The 15,660-nt window shown below is 73.9% G+C and carries 16 protein-coding genes; 11 read left to right on the plus strand and 5 right to left on the minus strand.

Going from position 1 to position 15,660, the window contains the following annotated elements; translation table 11 throughout:
- Positions 1 to 2 precede the first annotated feature (2 nt).
- On the minus strand, positions 3 to 737 hold the full coding sequence (locus tag AB0M03_RS22905) for a LuxR C-terminal-related transcriptional regulator (protein ID WP_363493711.1): 735 nt from the start codon (positions 735 to 737) through the stop codon (positions 3 to 5).
- 116 nt (positions 738 to 853) lie between these two features.
- Between AB0M03_RS22905 and AB0M03_RS22910 the strand changes: the two genes are divergently transcribed.
- Together AB0M03_RS22910 and AB0M03_RS22915 are read left to right on the plus strand one after the other, a co-directional pair.
- On the plus strand, positions 854 to 1,642 hold the full coding sequence (locus AB0M03_RS22910; protein WP_363493713.1) for a TIGR03084 family metal-binding protein: 789 nt from the start codon (positions 854 to 856) through the stop codon (positions 1,640 to 1,642).
- A gap of 178 nt (positions 1,643 to 1,820) precedes the next feature.
- Complete coding sequence (locus AB0M03_RS22915) at positions 1,821 to 3,518, plus strand: hypothetical protein (protein ID WP_363493715.1); 1,698 nt, start codon at positions 1,821 to 1,823, stop codon at positions 3,516 to 3,518.
- 4 nt (positions 3,519 to 3,522) lie between these two features.
- On the opposite strand, the gene AB0M03_RS22920 is transcribed toward AB0M03_RS22915, so the two are convergent.
- Positions 3,523 to 4,104, minus strand: coding sequence for a GNAT family N-acetyltransferase (locus AB0M03_RS22920; RefSeq protein WP_363493717.1), 582 nt, complete (start codon positions 4,102 to 4,104; stop codon positions 3,523 to 3,525).
- A gap of 70 nt (positions 4,105 to 4,174) precedes the next feature.
- Between AB0M03_RS22920 and AB0M03_RS22925 the strand changes: the two genes are divergently transcribed.
- From AB0M03_RS22925 to AB0M03_RS22935, 3 genes are all read left to right on the plus strand, one after another.
- Positions 4,175 to 4,972, plus strand: coding sequence for a DUF1963 domain-containing protein (locus AB0M03_RS22925; protein ID WP_363493719.1), 798 nt, complete (start codon positions 4,175 to 4,177; stop codon positions 4,970 to 4,972).
- A gap of 69 nt (positions 4,973 to 5,041) precedes the next feature.
- A complete protein-coding gene (locus tag AB0M03_RS22930) occupies positions 5,042 to 5,731 on the plus strand; it encodes an aspartate/glutamate racemase family protein (RefSeq protein ID WP_363493721.1) in 690 nt (229 codons plus the stop codon).
- A gap of 162 nt (positions 5,732 to 5,893) precedes the next feature.
- Positions 5,894 to 6,298, plus strand: coding sequence for a VOC family protein (locus AB0M03_RS22935; RefSeq protein WP_363493723.1), 405 nt, complete (start codon positions 5,894 to 5,896; stop codon positions 6,296 to 6,298).
- Between the two features lie 49 nt (positions 6,299 to 6,347).
- Here the strand turns inward: AB0M03_RS22935 and AB0M03_RS22940 are convergent, their stop codons facing one another.
- The gene (locus tag AB0M03_RS22940) at positions 6,348 to 6,527 is read right to left on the minus strand and encodes a hypothetical protein (RefSeq protein WP_363493725.1); all 180 of its coding nucleotides are present in this window, start codon (positions 6,525 to 6,527) and stop codon (positions 6,348 to 6,350) included.
- Between the two features lie 172 nt (positions 6,528 to 6,699).
- Here AB0M03_RS22940 and AB0M03_RS22945 point away from each other — a divergent pair, with 172 nt between their 5' ends.
- A complete protein-coding gene (locus AB0M03_RS22945) occupies positions 6,700 to 7,587 on the plus strand; it encodes an oxygenase MpaB family protein (protein WP_363493827.1) in 888 nt (295 codons plus the stop codon).
- 47 nt (positions 7,588 to 7,634) lie between these two features.
- Positions 7,635 to 8,198: a DinB family protein gene (locus AB0M03_RS22950; RefSeq protein ID WP_363493727.1), complete on the plus strand. Its 564-nt coding sequence runs from the start codon at positions 7,635 to 7,637 to the stop codon at positions 8,196 to 8,198.
- 37 nt (positions 8,199 to 8,235) lie between these two features.
- Here the strand turns inward: AB0M03_RS22950 and AB0M03_RS22955 are convergent, their stop codons facing one another.
- A complete protein-coding gene (locus tag AB0M03_RS22955; RefSeq protein ID WP_363493729.1) occupies positions 8,236 to 10,506 on the minus strand; it encodes a transglycosylase domain-containing protein in 2,271 nt (756 codons plus the stop codon).
- 206 nt (positions 10,507 to 10,712) lie between these two features.
- Here AB0M03_RS22955 and AB0M03_RS22960 point away from each other — a divergent pair, with 206 nt between their 5' ends.
- From AB0M03_RS22960 to AB0M03_RS22975, 4 genes are all read left to right on the plus strand, one after another.
- Positions 10,713 to 12,308 (plus strand): AMP-binding protein, encoded by a 1,596-nt coding sequence (locus AB0M03_RS22960; RefSeq protein ID WP_363493731.1) that lies wholly within the window; start codon positions 10,713 to 10,715, stop codon positions 12,306 to 12,308.
- 279 nt (positions 12,309 to 12,587) lie between these two features.
- Positions 12,588 to 13,655 carry a 2-oxoglutarate and iron-dependent oxygenase domain-containing protein gene (locus tag AB0M03_RS22965; RefSeq protein ID WP_363493733.1) on the plus strand — a complete coding sequence of 356 codons (1,068 nt, stop codon included), beginning with the start codon at positions 12,588 to 12,590 and terminating at the stop codon, positions 13,653 to 13,655.
- A 155-nt stretch (positions 13,656 to 13,810) separates the two neighbouring features.
- On the plus strand, positions 13,811 to 14,767 hold the full coding sequence (locus AB0M03_RS22970) for a hypothetical protein (RefSeq protein WP_363493734.1): 957 nt from the start codon (positions 13,811 to 13,813) through the stop codon (positions 14,765 to 14,767).
- Positions 14,752 to 15,180 (plus strand): GntR family transcriptional regulator, encoded by a 429-nt coding sequence (locus AB0M03_RS22975; RefSeq protein ID WP_363493736.1) that lies wholly within the window; start codon positions 14,752 to 14,754, stop codon positions 15,178 to 15,180. Before AB0M03_RS22970 ends, AB0M03_RS22975 begins: the two co-directional genes overlap by 16 nt.
- Here the strand turns inward: AB0M03_RS22975 and AB0M03_RS22980 are convergent.
- A complete protein-coding gene (locus AB0M03_RS22980) occupies positions 15,110 to 15,583 on the minus strand; it encodes a PPOX class F420-dependent oxidoreductase (protein ID WP_363493738.1) in 474 nt (157 codons plus the stop codon). The two genes, AB0M03_RS22975 and AB0M03_RS22980, sit on opposite strands and share 71 nt — an antisense overlap.
- Positions 15,584 to 15,660: the final 77 nt, after the last annotated feature.

Consider the following 15,660-nt stretch of genomic DNA (forward strand, 5'->3'; position numbering starts at 1 on the left):
GCTCACCGGACGATGCCGGACTCGCGGGCGGCGATGGCCAGTTCGGTCCGGTTGCGGGCGCCGAGCTTGTGCATCGCGCTCTTCAGGTAGCCGGTCACGGTGTGGCAGCTGAGGCCGAGGCGGTCGGCGATCTCCGGATTCGTCCGGCCGGTCGCCGCCCAGCGCAGCACCTCGTGCTCGCGCGGGGTCAGCCCCGCCCCGGCCGCCCGGTCCGCGGGCGCCCCGCCCGCCCGGGCGGCGGCCCCGGCCGGTGCCCAGGCGGCCGCCCCCGCCAGCGCCCGGGTGGCGGTGCCGGCCAGGTCGGCCACCGAGCCGATCCGGACGTCACCGAAGGGCACCACCGTGCGCAGCGCGGCGTACACCACACCGTGCACCGCGCCGCCGTGGACGAGCGGTACGCCGAGCATCGCGTACAGGTCGTCGGCGCCGACCGCGGCGTCGTAGTGGTGCGAGATGGTGGTGGCGGCCCGGTAGTCCGGGACCCAGGCGGGCGTCCGCTCGGCGAGGGCCCGGCCGCCGAGGCCGGTGCCGGCCGGCACCCGGAGGTTGTGCAGCAGGTCGGCGCGGGTGCCGGCCCAGTGCTGCAGCACCATGGCGTCCGGGCCGTCGGGCACGCCGACCAGGCCGACGTCCGCGCCGCAGTCGGCGACCACCCGCCGGGCCAGGTCGGCCAGCACCGCGGACCTGACCAGCTCGGCGGCGCGCGTGTCCGGGGGCTCGGGGGCTGCGCTCCTCACCGGGCGATTCTCACACGCACCCCCTGGCTTGGGGAGGAGTCCGGCAGCAGGATGGGCTCCGGATCGGAGAAGGATCGGGAAAGACCGGGGAAAGACCGGAGAAGAGGGGGAACGGGATGGCCGACATCACCGCACTGCTCGCGGACCTGGACGCCGAGAGCGCCGAACTGGACGACCTGGTGGCCGGGTTGGACGCCGACGGGCTGGCCGCGGCCACGCCCGCCGAGGGGTGGACCGTCGCCCACCAGCTGGCCCACCTCGCCTGGACCGACCGCTGGTCGCTGCTGGCGGCCGACGACCCGGAGCGGTTCGCCGCGGAGGCGCAGCGCCTGTTCGCGGAGGACGGCCTCGACGCCGTGGACCGGGGTGCCGCGGAAGGGGTCGGCGAGGCGCCGGAGGCGCTGCTCGGCCGCTGGCGGGAGGGGCGGGCACAGCTCGCGGCGGCGCTCGCCGCGGTGCCGCAGGACACCCGGCTGCCCTGGTTCGGCCCGCCGATGAAGGCGCCCTCGATGGTGACCGCCCGGCTGATGGAGACCTGGGCGCACGGCCAGGACGTCGCCGACGCCCTCGGGGCCGTACGCGTTCCGACCGCCCGGCTGCGGCACATCGCCCACCTCGGCGTGCGCACCATGGGGTTCGCCTTCTCGGCGCACGGCCTGCCCGCCCCCGAGGCGCCGGTGCGGGTCGAACTCACCGGCCCGGCGGGCGAGTCGTGGGCGTGGGGGCCGGAGGAGGCGACCGACCGGGTCACCGGCCCGGCGCTGGACTTCTGCCTGCTCGCCACCCGGCGGCGGCACCCCGACGACCTCGCCCTCACCGCGGTCGGCGACACCGCGGCCGCCTGGCTGCCGATCGTCCAGGCCTTCGCCGGGCCGCCCGGGAAGGGCCGCGACCCGCAGGGCTGACCGCTGTGGCGGGGCCGGTCGGCGGGTCGGGGCCTGCCGGCCGACCCGTCGGCGCGTCCGATTGACGGTGCGTCACCGCCCGGATGCGGTTACGGCGGTGAAACCGTGGCGAGCCGATGCGCTTAACCCCCTGTCCCTACCCTCGCCGCACAACCCGAGGACAGACGGGAGCGGTGACATGACCGACACGACCAGCCCGCACGCCCCGACCCGGCCCGACGACGGCGGACGGCAACGCACCGGGCCGCGCCGCTCGTACCGGGGCACCGCCGCGGACGAGTCCCTGGAGGACTACTCGCTGCGGTACGCGCCGCACTCCTTCCGCCGCTGGTCGCCGACGGCGGTGGCGTCGACCGCGCTCGGCGGCATCGCCTACCTCGCGGACTACGCGATCGGCGCGGGCATCGTGATGTCGTACGGCTTCACCAACGCGCTGGCGGCGATCCTGACGGCCGCCGTGGTGATCTTCCTGACCGGCATCCCGATCGCCCGGGCGTGCGCGGCCAACGGCGTCGACATGGATCTGCTGACCCGCGGTTCGGGCTTCGGCTACCTCGGCTCGACGCTGACCTCGCTGGTGTACGCGAGCTTCACGTTCATCTTCTTCGCCCTCGAGGGCTCGATCATGGCGCAGGCCTTCCACGAGGTGCTGCACATCCCGCTGCCGGTCGGCTACCTGCTGACCACGCTGATCGTGATCCCGATCGTGTTCAAGGGAATGAGCTGGATCGCCCGGATGCAGGCGTGGACGCAGCCGGTGTGGATCGTCGGGCTGATCGCGCCGTTCGTCGTGCTCGCGTTCCACTCCCCCGGCGTCTTCGGCGGGTTCACGCACTTCGGCGGCACCGACGGGGTCGGCTCCGGGTTCACCCTGCTCGGCTTCGGGCTGGGCACGGGCGTGGCGCTGTCGCTGATCGCACAGATCGGCGAGCAGGCGGACTACCTGCGGTTCATGCCGAAGCGGACGCCGGAGAACGCGCGCCGCTGGGACCTCGCGGTGCTGGCCGCAGGTCCCGGCTGGGTGGTGATCGGCGCGCTGAAGCAACTCGGCGGCGCACTGCTCGCGTTCGCCGCTCTGGACGCGGTCGGCGAGACCAGGGCGCTGGAGCCGATCGCACCGTACGTGGAGTCGCTGCGGCCCTGGCTGGGCGCGGCGGCGCTGCCGCTGGCCGGTGTGTTCGTGATCGTCTCCCAGATCAAGATCAACTCGACCAACGCCTACTCCGGCTCGCTGTCCTGGTCGAACTTCTTCTCCCGGCTGACGCACCGCCACCCCGGCCGGGTCTGGTACATCTTCCTCAACTGCGGCATCGCGCTGCTGCTGATGGAGATGAACATGTTCAGCGCGCTGGGCAGCCTGCTCGGCTTCTACTCCAACGTCGCGATCGCCTGGATCGGTGCCGTCACCGCCGACCTGGTGATCAACAAGCCGCTCGGGCTGAGCCCGAAGCACATCGAGTTCAAGCGGGCCCACCTGTACGCCGTCAACCCGTCGGGGTTCGGGGCGATGTGCGTGGCCGCCGCGGTCTCCATCGCCGCCTTCTTCGGCTGGTTCGGCACATATGCACAGGCGTTCAGCCCGTTCATCGCGCTGCTGCTGGCCATGGTGCTGAGCCCGCTGATCGCCCGGGCCACCAGGGGCCGCTACTACCTGGCCCGGCCCAACCCGGACGCCGGCAACGCCGATGCCACCGACACCCGGGTGTGCACGGTCTGCGAGATCGCCTACGAAGTGCCGGACACCGCGCACTGCCCGTTCCACGAGGGCACCGTCTGCTCGCTCTGCTGCAGCCTGGACGCCGACTGCCACGACGCCTGCACCCGCGCCCCGGACGGCGGGCCCGTCCTGATCGGCATGCCGACCGCCCGGGAGTGAACCCTCATCGGGCGGCGCCGAGCGGCGGCGGCTCCGGGTCGCCGGCCAGGCGGGCGTGCAGGTGTTCGTCGTGGTGGCGGCCGTCGCCGTAGCGGTGCGAGGCGCGCAGGGTGCCCTCCAGGGGGAAGCCGCAGCGTTCGGCGACCCGGCAGGAGGCGGTGTTGCCGACCGCGTGGCAGAGCTCGATCCGGCGGGCGCCCGCGGTGGTGAACGCCCAGCGGGTGGCGGCCGCGGTGGCCAGGGTGGCCGCGCCCCGGCCGCGGGCCTCCGGCAGCAGCCGGTAGCCGATGGCGGCCTGGCCGTCGGCGCGGTGCGGCCAGTACAGGCCGACGGTGCCGAGCAGGGCCTCGGTGGCCGTGTCCAGCACGGCGAAGCCCGCCACGTCGCCGCTGCCGCCGTCGGCGTGGCCGAGGATCCACGCCTCGGGGTCGGTCTCGCGGATCGGGTTCCACAGGGCGACCTCCTCGTCCGCGGTGATCCGGGCGACGCCCGGGGCGTACCGCAGCAACCCGGCGCCCCACGGAACGAGGCGGATCTGCCCGAGGTCGAGCGGGACGGGGGCGAATCCGGGTTCGGTGAGGGTCATGGCCACCAGTCGTACCCGGCGCGGCGGCCCGGTGCCAACCGGTTTCCCGGGCGCTGGAATGATCACCGGCATGGAGTTCGACGACGACGCCGCCCTGCACCGGATCTGCGCCGAACGGCTCGGCGAGGAGGCCGGCGGGCAGTTCGCCGCGATGGCCCGGCGGGGATTCCGGCTGGACCGCACGACGGACGGCGCCCCGGCCACCGGCCGCTGCCGGCTCGGCGGCCCCGCCCTGCTGGAGCCCGGCACCCCCTGGCCCGTCCACGACGGCGTGCCGCTCTCCCTGCTCGCCGTCCTCGACACGGACGCGCTCGCCCCCTGGCTGGGCGACCAACTGCCGGTCCGGCCGGGCCTGCTGAACTTCTTCCGGCTCGACCCGGACATCCCGTACGAGGAGTACGCGAAGCTGGACACCTCCTCCCCCGCGATGCACCGGGTACTCCCCGCCGACCCGGCGCGGGCGGTGGAGACGGACGCGCCCGCACCGGCGACCCGGTGGCCGGCCGTCCCGCTGCACGCCACCGGGGTGGTGATGCTCCCGGACTGCTGGGACCTCGAGGACGAGGACGTCGCCTTCGACCGGGACGCGCACTGGGGCGCCCCCTCGCTGATCCTCGACGCGATGGACGGCCTGAACGGGAACACCGCCGACCGCCACCGCGCCTTCGGCTGGCCCGACACCTCCTACGCCTCCGCGGTGACCGCCCGCGACGCCGACGGGCCCGCCGTCCACCTGCTCCAGCTCGCCGGCGACGCCGGACTCGGCTGGGGCTGGGGCGACGCCGGGTCGCTCTACTTCACCGTCCCCGCCGGGGCCTTCGCGGCGGGCGACTTCACCCGGGCCGGCGCCGAGGGGCGCTGCTGCTGAGGAGCGCTGCCAGACAGGCCCTGGGGAAACCCCGAGGGGCCCGGCCGGGTGGTGTGCGAGAGTGGCGCGATGAGGACGATCGGACTGATCGGCGGGATGAGCTGGGAATCGACCGCCGAGTACTACCGGCTGCTGAACGAGCTCACCAAGGAGCGGCTCGGCGGGCTGCACTCGGCGAAGTGCGTGCTGTACTCGGTGGACTTCGCCGAGATCGAGCGGCTGCAGACCGCCGGCCGCTGGGACGAGGCGGGCGAGGTGCTGGCGGGTGCCGCGCAGGCGCTCGCCGCGGCCGGCGCCGACCTGCTGCTGATCTGCACCAACACCATGCACAAGGTGGCCGACCGGGTCGCGGCGGCGGTGGACGTACCGCTGCTGCACCTCGCCGACACCACGGCCGGGGCCGTCCGGGCCGCCGGACTGCGCCGGATCGGCCTGCTGGGCACCGCCTTCACCATGGAGCAGGACTTCTACCGCGGCCGCCTCACCGGGCACGGGCTGGAGGTGCTGGTGCCGGACGGGCCCGGTCGGGCCGAGGTGCACCGGGTGATCTACGAGGAACTGTGCCTGGGCGTGGTCCGCGAGGAGTCCCGGGCCGCGTACCGGGAGGTGATCGCCGACCTGGTGGCCCGCGGCGCCGAGGGCGTGGTGCTGGGCTGCACCGAAATCGAGCTGCTGGTCGGGCCGGAGGACAGCCCGGTGCCGGTCTTCCCGACGACCCGGCTGCACGCGGAGGCGGCGGTGACGGCGGCCCTGGCCTGACAACCCCCGGAGGCGGTTCAAGCCCGAATCGCCTGACCGAGCTGCAGGAACACACGGCCGGTCACCCTGCGTGTCGGCCGGGACGGCGGGTGGCCCGTCGAGCACAGTGGGTGGGGCACGTGTCCAGGCGGAACGGGCCCGGAGAACAGGAGGCGAGGAACCGTGGACTGGAAGCTCGAGGTGGTGGTCGTCCCCGTCTCCGACGTGGACCGCGCCAAGCACTTCTACGCCGAGCGGGTCGGCTTCGCCGTCGACACCGACTCCCGGATCGGCGAGGAGGCCCGGATCGTCCAGCTGACCCCGCGCGGCTCCGGCTGCTCGATCATCATCGGCACCGGGATCAGCGAGTCCCGGCCCGGTTCCATGCAGGGGCTCCAACTGGTGGTGGACGACATCGACGCCGCCCGCGCGCACCTGGTCGCCGGAGGTGTGGACGTCAGCCCGGTGCAGCACTTCGAGGAGGGCGTCAAGGCCGAGGGCAGGGGCGGCGACTGGAACTCCTTCGTGTTCTTCACCGACCCGGACGGCAACGGCTGGGCCGTGCAGGAACGCCCGGCCCGCGACTGACGCGCCCGTCCGCCGCCTCCCGGTCCACGGCCTCGCCGGCCCCGGCGGCTCAGGCCCGTTCGATCGCGGGGGCGACCACCAGCAGCGGGCCGAGGTGCACGTCGGCCGGGGAGGCCAGGTCGACCACCGAGATCAGCACGATGAATCCCAGCGGGATCATCACCAGCGCATGGGCTCGCTGCCACGCCCCGCGCAGGGCGGCATGGCGCCGCCGTCCGTGCACCGTCACCCCTCCACCCTGCACCCGGGACGGGCCCCGCACCTCCGCGACACGGGCGGGCCGGGCCGCACCTCCGGCCGCCTGCGGGTGCCGCCGGACGCGGCCGGCGCCGTTGACCGTGATCTTGGACAGCCCCTACAGTCGGGGGCGATCCCGCCCCCAGCCCGCCGGAAGGCCCATGATGAAGCGTCACCAGTGGCTGGAACGCATCCAGCAGCTCGACCCGGAGACCGACTACGCGGAGATCTACCGGATCAGCAGCTGGTACGAGTTCCCCTGGGACACCAACCAGTCGCTGGGCTTCGCGCTCTACCGCACCTACGCGGTGCCCTCCGTCGGCCGGCTGCTGGCCAGGACGGGCGAGTTCACCAACCGCGCGCAGAAGCGGTACGACGACACCGTGCTGATCCTGGAGGCCGTGCTGGAGCACGGCTTCGACTCCGAGCCGGGCCGCGAGGCGATCCGCCGGATGAACCAGATGCACCGCCGGTACGAGATCTCCAACGAGGACTTCGTCTACGTCCTCGCCACCTTCGTGGTGGTGCCCAAGCGCTGGCTGGACGACTACGGCTGGCGCCCGTACTCCGCGCACGAGATCCGGGCCGCGGTCAACTACTACCGCGAACTCGGCCGGCACATGGGCCTGCGGGACGTCCCGGAGACGTACGAGGAGTTCGAGCGGCTGCTGGACGACTACGAGCGCGCCAACTTCGCCTTCGACGAGGGCGGCCGGGCGGTCTCCGACGCCACCCTGGACCTCACCGCGAGCTGGTACCCCCGCCCGCTCGGCGGCCAGATGCGCCGCTCCTCGATCTGCCTGCTGGACGACCCGCTGCGGGAGGCCTTCGGCTACCCCGCGCCGCCGGCGCTGCTGACCGCACTGGTCCGCGGCGGCATGCGGCTGCGCGGACGGCTGGTGCGGCTGCTGCCGCCGCGCCGCAGGCCGCACCTGGCCAGGGACGGGCGGCAGGTCCGCGGCTACCCCGACGGGTACCGGATCTCCGAGCTCGGCACCTTCGGCCCCCGCGAGTCGGGCGGCTGCCCGTTCCCGCACGGCGGGGCCTCCTGAACGCGCCCCCCGGGTGACCTGTCACTCCGGCGTGCCAGGGTGGTGGTATGAGCGAGAACCCCGTACCCGAGATTCCGCCGCAGAACTACGCCCAGGGCTGGGCCGACGCCGATTCCCGGCCCGGTCCGCCGCTGGTCGGCGACGAACGCGAGATCCTCACCTCGTACCTGGAGTTCCACCGCGAGACGCTGGCCCTCAAGTGCGCCGGTCTGACGGCGGCCCAGCTCTCCGAGCACACCGTGCCACCCTCCGGGCTGACCCTGCACGGGCTGCTGCGGCACCTCGCCGGGGTCGAACGGTGGTGGCTGCACCTGCAGTTCGCCGGGCTGGACGTGGAGATGCTCTACTACTCCGACGACGACCCCGAGCAGGACTTCGAACGGCTCGACGGCGACCCGACCGAGGCGCTGGCCGTCTGGCGGGCGCAGTGCGAGCGCTCCCGGGAGATCGTCGCCGCCGCCCCCTCGCTGGACGTCACCGGCGTGCACCGGGCCACCGGGCAGCCGGTGTCGCTGCGCCGCATCCTGGTCCACATGCTCGCCGAGTACGCCCGCCACAACGGCCACGCCGACCTGCTGCGCGAACGCATCGACGGCGCCACCGGCTACTGACCTGCCACCGACCGACTGCCGGCCGACTGCCGGCCGGCTACTGGCCGGTGCCCGGGCCCGGCTCCCCCGGACCTTCGCTGGGCCGACCGGCGGCGGGAGTCGGCTCGCCGGCGCCGCGGGTCGGCCGCCCGGTGCCGGGGCTGGGCTGTCCCGTGCCCGGGGTCGGCTGGCCGCCCCGGGTGGGCCGCCCGCCGCCCGGGGTCGGCTGCCCGGCGTCCGGGGTCGGCCGCGTGGACTCGGAGGGCTCCGGGGCGGCGGACGGCAGCCGTACGAAGGTGAACTCCCCGGCGGGGACGCCGTCCAGGGCCTCCTCGACGGCCTGCCGCCAGATCGGGCCGGCGACCGTACCGCCGAAGGCCGCATCGATCCGCCGGCCGCCCATCCGCTGGCCCTCCAGCGGGGCCGGGTTCATGGTGTCGCTGACGACCGTCGCGGCGGCCAGCTCCGGCGTGTAGCCGACGAACCAGACCTGCCGTCCCTCGTTGGTGGTACCGGTCTTGCCGGCCGTCGGCCGGTCGGACAGGCCGGCGGTGTCGCCGGTGCCGCCGTCCTCGACCACGCCCCGGAGCATCGCGGTGACCGTGTCCGCGGTGGTCCTGGACATCGCCTCGCTGCACGCCGCCTTCGGCACGCCGAGGGGCTTGCCGTCCGGCCCGGTCACCGAGGTGATCGCGGTCGGCGCGCAGTACGTGCCGTGGGCGGCGAACGCCGCGTAGGCGGCGGCCATCTCCAGCGGCGACAGGTCGTTGCTGCCGAGCGTCATCGAGGGCACCACGCTGAGCTTCTCGCCGCCGGCCTGCTGGGTGATGCCCAGCTTGGCCGCCGTCTTCGCCACCTCGCACAGGCCGGTCTCGGCCTCCAGGTTGGCGAAGTAGGTGTTGACCGAGTGCTTCATCGCGGCCGGCATGGCGAAGCTGCCGGTCAGGCTGCGGGCGTCGTTGTGCACCTCGCCGCCCTCCGGGAAGCGGCCGCCCGAGCAGTCCCGCATCGCCGGCCAGGGCATGCTGTAGCCCGAGGTGTAGCTGCGGCTCACCGGGATGCCGTTCTCCAGCGCCGCCGCGGCCACGATCGGCTTGAAGGTGGAGCCGGTCGGGAAGCCGATGCCGCCGCCCATCCGCTTGGGCACGCTCAGGTTGATCGTCGTCTGGTCCTTGCCCAGCCCGTACGGGCGGCTCTGCGCCATCGCCAGGACCTTGCCGGTGCCCGGCTGGACGACCGCCGTCACCGCGGCCGGCCGGTCGGACGGCGCGGCGTGCTCGGTGACGGCCTGCTGCACCGCCTTCTGGGACTTCGGGTCGAGGGTGGTGCGGATCTGCAGCCCGCCGCGCTGCCACAGCGCCCGCCGCTCCTCCGGGGTCTTCCCGAACGCCGGGTCGGCCAGCACGGTCTTCTGGACGTAGTCGCAGAAGAAGCCCTCGCCCAGGCCGGCCGTGATGCAGCCCTGGTGGGGCCGGGTGACCTTCAGCGCGATCGGCGAGGCGATCGCCTCCCGGGCCTGCTCGGCGGTGATGTGCCCGTACTCGGCCATCTTGTGCAGCACCGTGTCGCGGCGCTGCTTGGCCGTGTTCGGGTTGACGATCGGGTCGTAGGCGGACGGTGACTGCACCAGGCCCGCCAGCAGCGCGGCCTGAGGAAGCGTCAGGTCCTTGGCGTGGACGCTGAAGTAGCGCTGGGCGGCCGCCTCCACGCCGTACGCCTTCTCGCCGAAGAAGGTGATGTTGAGGTAGTTGGTGAGGATCTGGTCCTTCGTCAGGGTCTCCTCGACCTTGATGGCGTACTTGAGCTCCCGGATCTTGCGCTCCAGGGTCTGCCGCTGCGCCTCCTGGACCTTCTGCAGGTCGTCGCCTGCCTGGTCGACGAAGACGTTCTTGACGTACTGCTGGGTGAGGGTGGAGGCGCCCTGCGCGGTGGTGCCCGATGCCGCGTTGGAGTTGAGGGCGCGCAGCACGCCCTTCAGGTCGACGGCGCCGTGCTGGTAGTAGCGACTGTCCTCGATGTCGACGAGCGCGGCCTTGACCAGGGGCGATATGCCGTCGGCGGGGACGACCGTGCGGTCCCGGCTGTAGACGGTGGCGATCGTCCCGCCGTCGGCGTCGAGGATCGTGGACGCCTGCGACAGCGGCGGCGTGACGAAGTCGTCCGGCAGGCTGTCGAAGTCCTCCACCGCGGACTGCGCGCCGAGCCCGGCCGCCCCGACCGCGGGGAGCGCCAGCCCTGCGACGAGTACGCCGCCCAGTACGCTCGCACCCGTGAAACGGGCCGCCAGGAGGAGCTTCTTGCTTAGACCGATGGAGTTCTGACGCGCCATGGGATCGACCCTAGGCGAACCATCGTCCACCGAGTACCGGATTTCTTCCCGCTTTCGTCACAACTCCGTGACAGCGCCGCCGGGTCGGGGCGGCCGCCCGCCGAATGCCACGGACGCGCCGCGCCGTGCGCGGGACGCCCTTGACTCGGCGCCGCCCGGTGGCGAGCCTTGGTCCCGGCAGATCCGCCCAGCCCAGGAGGTCAATGGTGACCGCACAGGCTTCCCACACGCACGGCCGCACCGACGTGCCGCTGCTGGACGAGACGATCGGGCAGTGCCTGGAACGCACCGTCGCCGCACACCCCGGCCGGGAGGCCCTGGTGGACGTGCCGAGCGGCCGCCGCTGGACGTACGCCGAACTCGGCCGGGACGTCGACCGGGTGGCCCGCGGCCTGCAGGCCCGCGGGGTGCGCCGCGGCGACCGGGTCGGCATCTGGGCGCTCAACTGCCCCGAGTGGGTGCTGGTGCAGTACGCCACCGCCCGGCTCGGCGCGATCCTGGTGAACATCAATCCGGCCTACCGCACGCACGAGTTGGCGTACGCGCTGAACCAGTCCGGGGTGAGCCTGCTGGTCGCCCAGCCCGCGTACCGCACCAGCGACTACCGGGCGATGGTGGCCGAGATCCGCGAGGAGTGCCCGGGCCTGCGCGAGACGCTGTGGATCGGCGAGGCCGAATTCCGGGAGCTGGACGGCGACGGCGGCCTCCCCGCCGACCTGGCGCCGGACGACCCGATCAACATCCAGTACACCTCCGGCACCACCGGCTTCCCCAAGGGCGCCACCCTCTCGCACCGCAACATCCTCAACAACGGCTTCTGGGTGGGCGAGCTGGTCGGCTACACCGAGCAGGACCGGATCTGCCTGCCGGTGCCCTTCTACCACTGCTTCGGCATGGTGATGGGCAACCTCGCGGCGCTCAGCCACGGCGCCTGCGTGGTGATCCCCGGCCAGGGCTTCGACCCGGCCGCCGCCCTGCACGCGGTGCAGGCCGAACGGGCCACCTCGCTGTACGGCGTGCCGACCATGTTCATCGCCGAACTCGGCCTGCCCGACTTCGCCGGCTACGACCTCACCTCGCTGCGCACCGGCATCATGGCCGGCTCGCCCTGCCCGGTCGAGGTGATGAAGCGCGTCCAGACCGAGATGCACATGGCCGAGGTCGCCATCGCGTACGGCATGACCGAGACCTCGCCGGTCTCCACCCAGACCCGCCGCGACGACGACCTGGAGCACCGCACCGGCACGGTCGGCCGGGTGCTGCCGCACCTGGAGGTCAAGGTGGTCGAGCCGGAGACCGGGCGGACGGTCGGCCGCGGCGAGCCCGGCGAGCTCTGCACCCGCGGCTACTCGGTGATGATCGGCTACTGGAACGACCCGGAGCGCACCGCCGAGGCGGTCGACGCCGAGGGCTGGATGCACACCGGCGACCTCGCGGTGATGCACGAGGACGGCTACCTGGCGATCGTCGGCCGGATCAAGGACATGATCATCCGCGGCGGCGAGAACGTGTACCCGCGCGAGATCGAGGAGTTCCTGCACACCCACCCGAAGATCGCCGACGTCCAGGTCGTCGGCGTGCCCGACGAGCGCTACGGCGAGGAGGTCTGCGCCTTCGTGGTGCTCCACGACCCGGCCGCCGGGCTCGGGCAGGAGGAAGTCGCCGAGTACTGCCGCGGCCGCCTCGCCCACTACAAGACCCCCCGTTACGTGCACGTCGTCGAGGGCTTCCCGATGACGGTCAGCGGCAAGGTCAGAAAGAACGAGCTGAGGGAGAAGGCGGCCCGCGCACTCGCCGGATGAGCCGCCCGGCCCCGGCGGGGGCCTTACGGGCCCGGCCACCGCCGATGGCGGTCCGTTACGCTGGTGACGTGCTCCTTCTCGTCAGCCGTCGCCACGTGGACCTGCTCCGCGTCACGAGCATGTCCTGTCGACGCTCCGGCTGATCCCGCTCGTCCTCCGCCCTCAGGGCACACACCCTCCCCCGGCCCCGCTGCACCGGCCACACCCGGCGCGGCAGCGGCAGCGTCCCCGGCGACCGCCGGGCCCGCCGGGGCACACGACACCCAGGTGATGTCACCCATGACCCAGCAGTCCCCTTCCAACGGTCCTGCAGCCCCCACCGGTCCCGCCGCCGGCACCTCGGCCGGCCTCCCGGTGATCGACCTCTCCCTCGCCGACGGCAGTGCGGAGGACCGCGCCCGGCTGCACGAGGAGCTCCGCTCCGCCGCCACCGGCGTCGGCTTCTTCCAACTCGTCGGGCACGGCGTGACCGAGGCCGAGACCGCCGCGCTCACCACCGCCATGCGCGCCTTCTTCGCCCTTCCCGAGGCCGACCGGCTGGCCGTGAGCAACCTCAACTCCCCGCACTTCCGCGGCTACACCCGCACCGGCGACGAACGCACCGGCGGCAGCCGCGACTGGCGCGACCAGCTCGACATCGGCGCCGAACTGCCCCCGCACGTGCCGACCGCCGGCGAGCCCCCGTACTGGTGGCTGGAGGGCCCGAACCAGTGGCCGGAGGCGCTGCCCGAACTGCGGGACGCCTCGCTGCACTGGATCGACCGGCTCGGCGGCGTCGGGCAGCGGCTGCTGCACGAACTGCTCACCGCGATCGGCGCCGAGTCGGACTACTACGACTACGCCTTCGAGGGCCACCCCCACCTGCGGCTCAAGCTGGTGCGGTACCCCGGCACGGCCCCCGACGGTGCCGCCCAGGGCGTCGGCTCGCACAAGGACTACGGCTTCATCACCCTGCTGCTCCAGGACACCGTGGGCGGCCTCCAGGTGGAGCGCCCGGACGGCTCCTTCCTGGAGGTGCCGCCGCTGCCCGGGGCCTTCGTGGTCAACCTCGGCGAACTGCTGGAGGTCGCCACCGACGGTTACCTGAAGGCCACCAGCCACCGGGTGGTCAGCCCGCCCGGCGCCCGCGAGCGGTTCTCCGTGCCGTTCTTCTACAACCCCCGGCTGGACGCCCACATCGAACCGCTGGAGTTCCCCCAGGCCCACCACGCCCCGGGTGCCACCCAGGACCCGGCCAACCCGCTGTTCGCCGAGTTCGGCCGCAACGAACTCAAGGGCTACCTCCGGGCCCACCCCGAGGTCACCCGTCGCCACCACGCCGACCTGCTGCCGCTGACCGCAGCCTGACGGCGGGGGTCCGCACCGACGATCGCAGATCGTTCCGCCACCATCCCGGCATTGTTCTAGTATGGTGCGAACAATCTGCGATCGTTCGCGTCCCTGGAGGGATCTCCGTGCCCGCCCTGCCGTTACCCCGACCGTCCCGGCCCTCCCGCACCGCAGTGGCCGTCGCCGTCCTGCCGCCCGCGGTCGCCGCCGCAGCGGTCCTGCTGGTGTACGCCCGGCTGCGGCCGCAGCTGCCCGAGCCGCTCGCGGTGCACTTCCCGGCCGACGGCGCCGACGGCACCCTGCCGGCCTGGCGCTTCCTCGCCGCCGCCCTCGGGCTGATCGCGCTCACCGGCGGCACCCTCGCCCGCCTGACGCTCGCCGACGGCCTGCCGGCCCGCGCACGGCGTGCCCTGACCGCCGGCGGCTGGGCGGCGGCCGCCCTGCTCGGCTCGCTGTGCTGCCTGGTGCCCGCCGCCAATGCGCACGCCGCCCGCGCCGCCGACGCCCGCTCGTCGGGCACCGCCGTGGCGGCCTGCATCGGCGGCGCGGCCCTCGCTGCGGTACTCGGCCTGCTGCTGAGCGGTGCGGTCCTCCGCCCGGCTCCGGCCGGGCAGGCCACTCCCCCGGTGCCCGCCCCGATCCGGCTCGCCCCCGGGGAGGCCGTCTCCTGGTCCCGCACGGTCGGCTCGCCGCTGCTGCGGACCCTCGGCCCCGCCCTGCTCGGGCTCGCCGCCGTCCTGCTGGTTTCCGGGGCCGGCGCCGGCGCGCTGCCGGCCGCCCTGATCGGCGCGATCGCCACGGCCACCGGCCGCATCCGGGTCACCGTCGACCGGCACGGCCTGACCGTGTGCCTGCCACTGCTCCGCCGGCCCTGGATGCAGCTGCCGCTGGAGCGGATCGCCGCCGCCGACTGCCGCGAGGTCCGGTGGACCGGGATCTTCGGCGACGAGGGGTACCGCTCCGGGCCCGGGCGCAGCGGCCTGGTGCTGCGGCCCGGCGAGGCCGTCGCCGTCCTGCTCACCGACGGACGGGAGTTCATCGTCTCCGCCCCTGACGCCGCCACCGCCGCCGGGCTGCTCACCGCGCTCGTCCGGCGCCCGCGGGAGGACCGCCCGTGCTCTTCCGCGTGAACCCCGCCTCCCCGCAGCCGCTGGCCGAGCAGATCGCCGCCTGCGTCCGCCGCGCCGTCGCCGACGGCACTGCGCGGCCCGGCGACCGGCTGCCGCCCGCCCGGGGCCTCGCCGAATCGCTCGACGTCAACATGCACACCGTGCTGCGCGGTTACCAGATCCTCCGCGAGGAGGGGCTGCTCGACCTGCGCCGCGGCCGCGGGGCGCAGATCACCGACGCCGCGTCACCCGGCCGGGCCCGCCTCGACGCGGCCGCCGGGGCGCTGGTCGCCGAGGCCCGCGCCCTGGGCCTGGCGGACGAGGAGGTCCTGGTCCTCGTCCGCACCGCGCTCGCCGGCTCCGCTACGCCTGGTCCTCCACCAGACGGGCCGGGAAGCCGCCGGTCGCGATCGGGCCCCAGCGGCGCGGGGTGATCCGGATCAGCGACTTGCCCTGCCGGCGCATCGCCTCGCGGTACTCGTCCCAGTCCGGGTGCTCGCCGGCGATGTTCCGGTAGTACTCCACCAGCGGCTCCAGCGCCTCCGGCATGTCCAGCACCTCGGCCTCGCCGTCCACCTGCACCCAGGGGCCGTTCCACTCGTCCGAGAGCACCACCACGCTCACCGCGGAGTCGCGCCGGGCATTGCGGGTCTTCGCCCGCTCGGGGTACGTGGAGACGACGATGCGGCCGGCGTCGTCCACCCCGCAGGTCAGCGGGGAGGCCTGCGGGGTGCCGTCGGCGCGGCGGGTGAGCAGCAGCGCCCGATGGCGCGGACGGACGAAGTCCAGCAACCCGGCCAGCTCCACCCGGGTGTTGGTGGCGATCGAAGGGCTCATGGCCGCAAGCCTAGAGCTTGCCGTCGAAGGTGCACGGGCGCCGCGTCAGAAGCACTCCCAGAAGAAGCGGCCCTCCC

Origin of the sequence: Kitasatospora sp. NPDC051914 (assembly GCF_040680995.1) — a bacterium.
Lineage (GTDB): Bacteria > Actinomycetota > Actinomycetes > Streptomycetales > Streptomycetaceae > Kitasatospora.

Bases quoted from the DNA above. Each gene is read 5' to 3' on its own strand.
- AB0M03_RS22930 (WP_363493721.1), top strand. From the start codon at position 5,042: ATGAGGACGATCGGACTGATCGGCGGGATGAGCTGGGAATCGACCGCC.
- AB0M03_RS22915 (WP_363493715.1), top strand. From the start codon at position 1,821: ATGACCGACACGACCAGCCCGCACGCCCCGACCCGGCCCGACGACGGC.
- AB0M03_RS22945 (WP_363493827.1), top strand. From the start codon at position 6,700: ATGAAGCGTCACCAGTGGCTGGAACGCATCCAGCAGCTCGACCCGGAG.
- AB0M03_RS22950 (WP_363493727.1), top strand. From the start codon at position 7,635: ATGAGCGAGAACCCCGTACCCGAGATTCCGCCGCAGAACTACGCCCAG.
- AB0M03_RS22965 (WP_363493733.1), top strand. From the start codon at position 12,588: ATGACCCAGCAGTCCCCTTCCAACGGTCCTGCAGCCCCCACCGGTCCC.
- AB0M03_RS22980 (WP_363493738.1), bottom strand. From the start codon at position 15,583: ATGAGCCCTTCGATCGCCACCAACACCCGGGTGGAGCTGGCCGGGTTG.
- AB0M03_RS22910 (WP_363493713.1), top strand. From the start codon at position 854: ATGGCCGACATCACCGCACTGCTCGCGGACCTGGACGCCGAGAGCGCC.
- AB0M03_RS22925 (WP_363493719.1), top strand. From the start codon at position 4,175: ATGGAGTTCGACGACGACGCCGCCCTGCACCGGATCTGCGCCGAACGG.
- AB0M03_RS22920 (WP_363493717.1), bottom strand. From the start codon at position 4,104: ATGACCCTCACCGAACCCGGATTCGCCCCCGTCCCGCTCGACCTCGGG.
- AB0M03_RS22955 (WP_363493729.1), bottom strand. From the start codon at position 10,506: ATGGCGCGTCAGAACTCCATCGGTCTAAGCAAGAAGCTCCTCCTGGCG.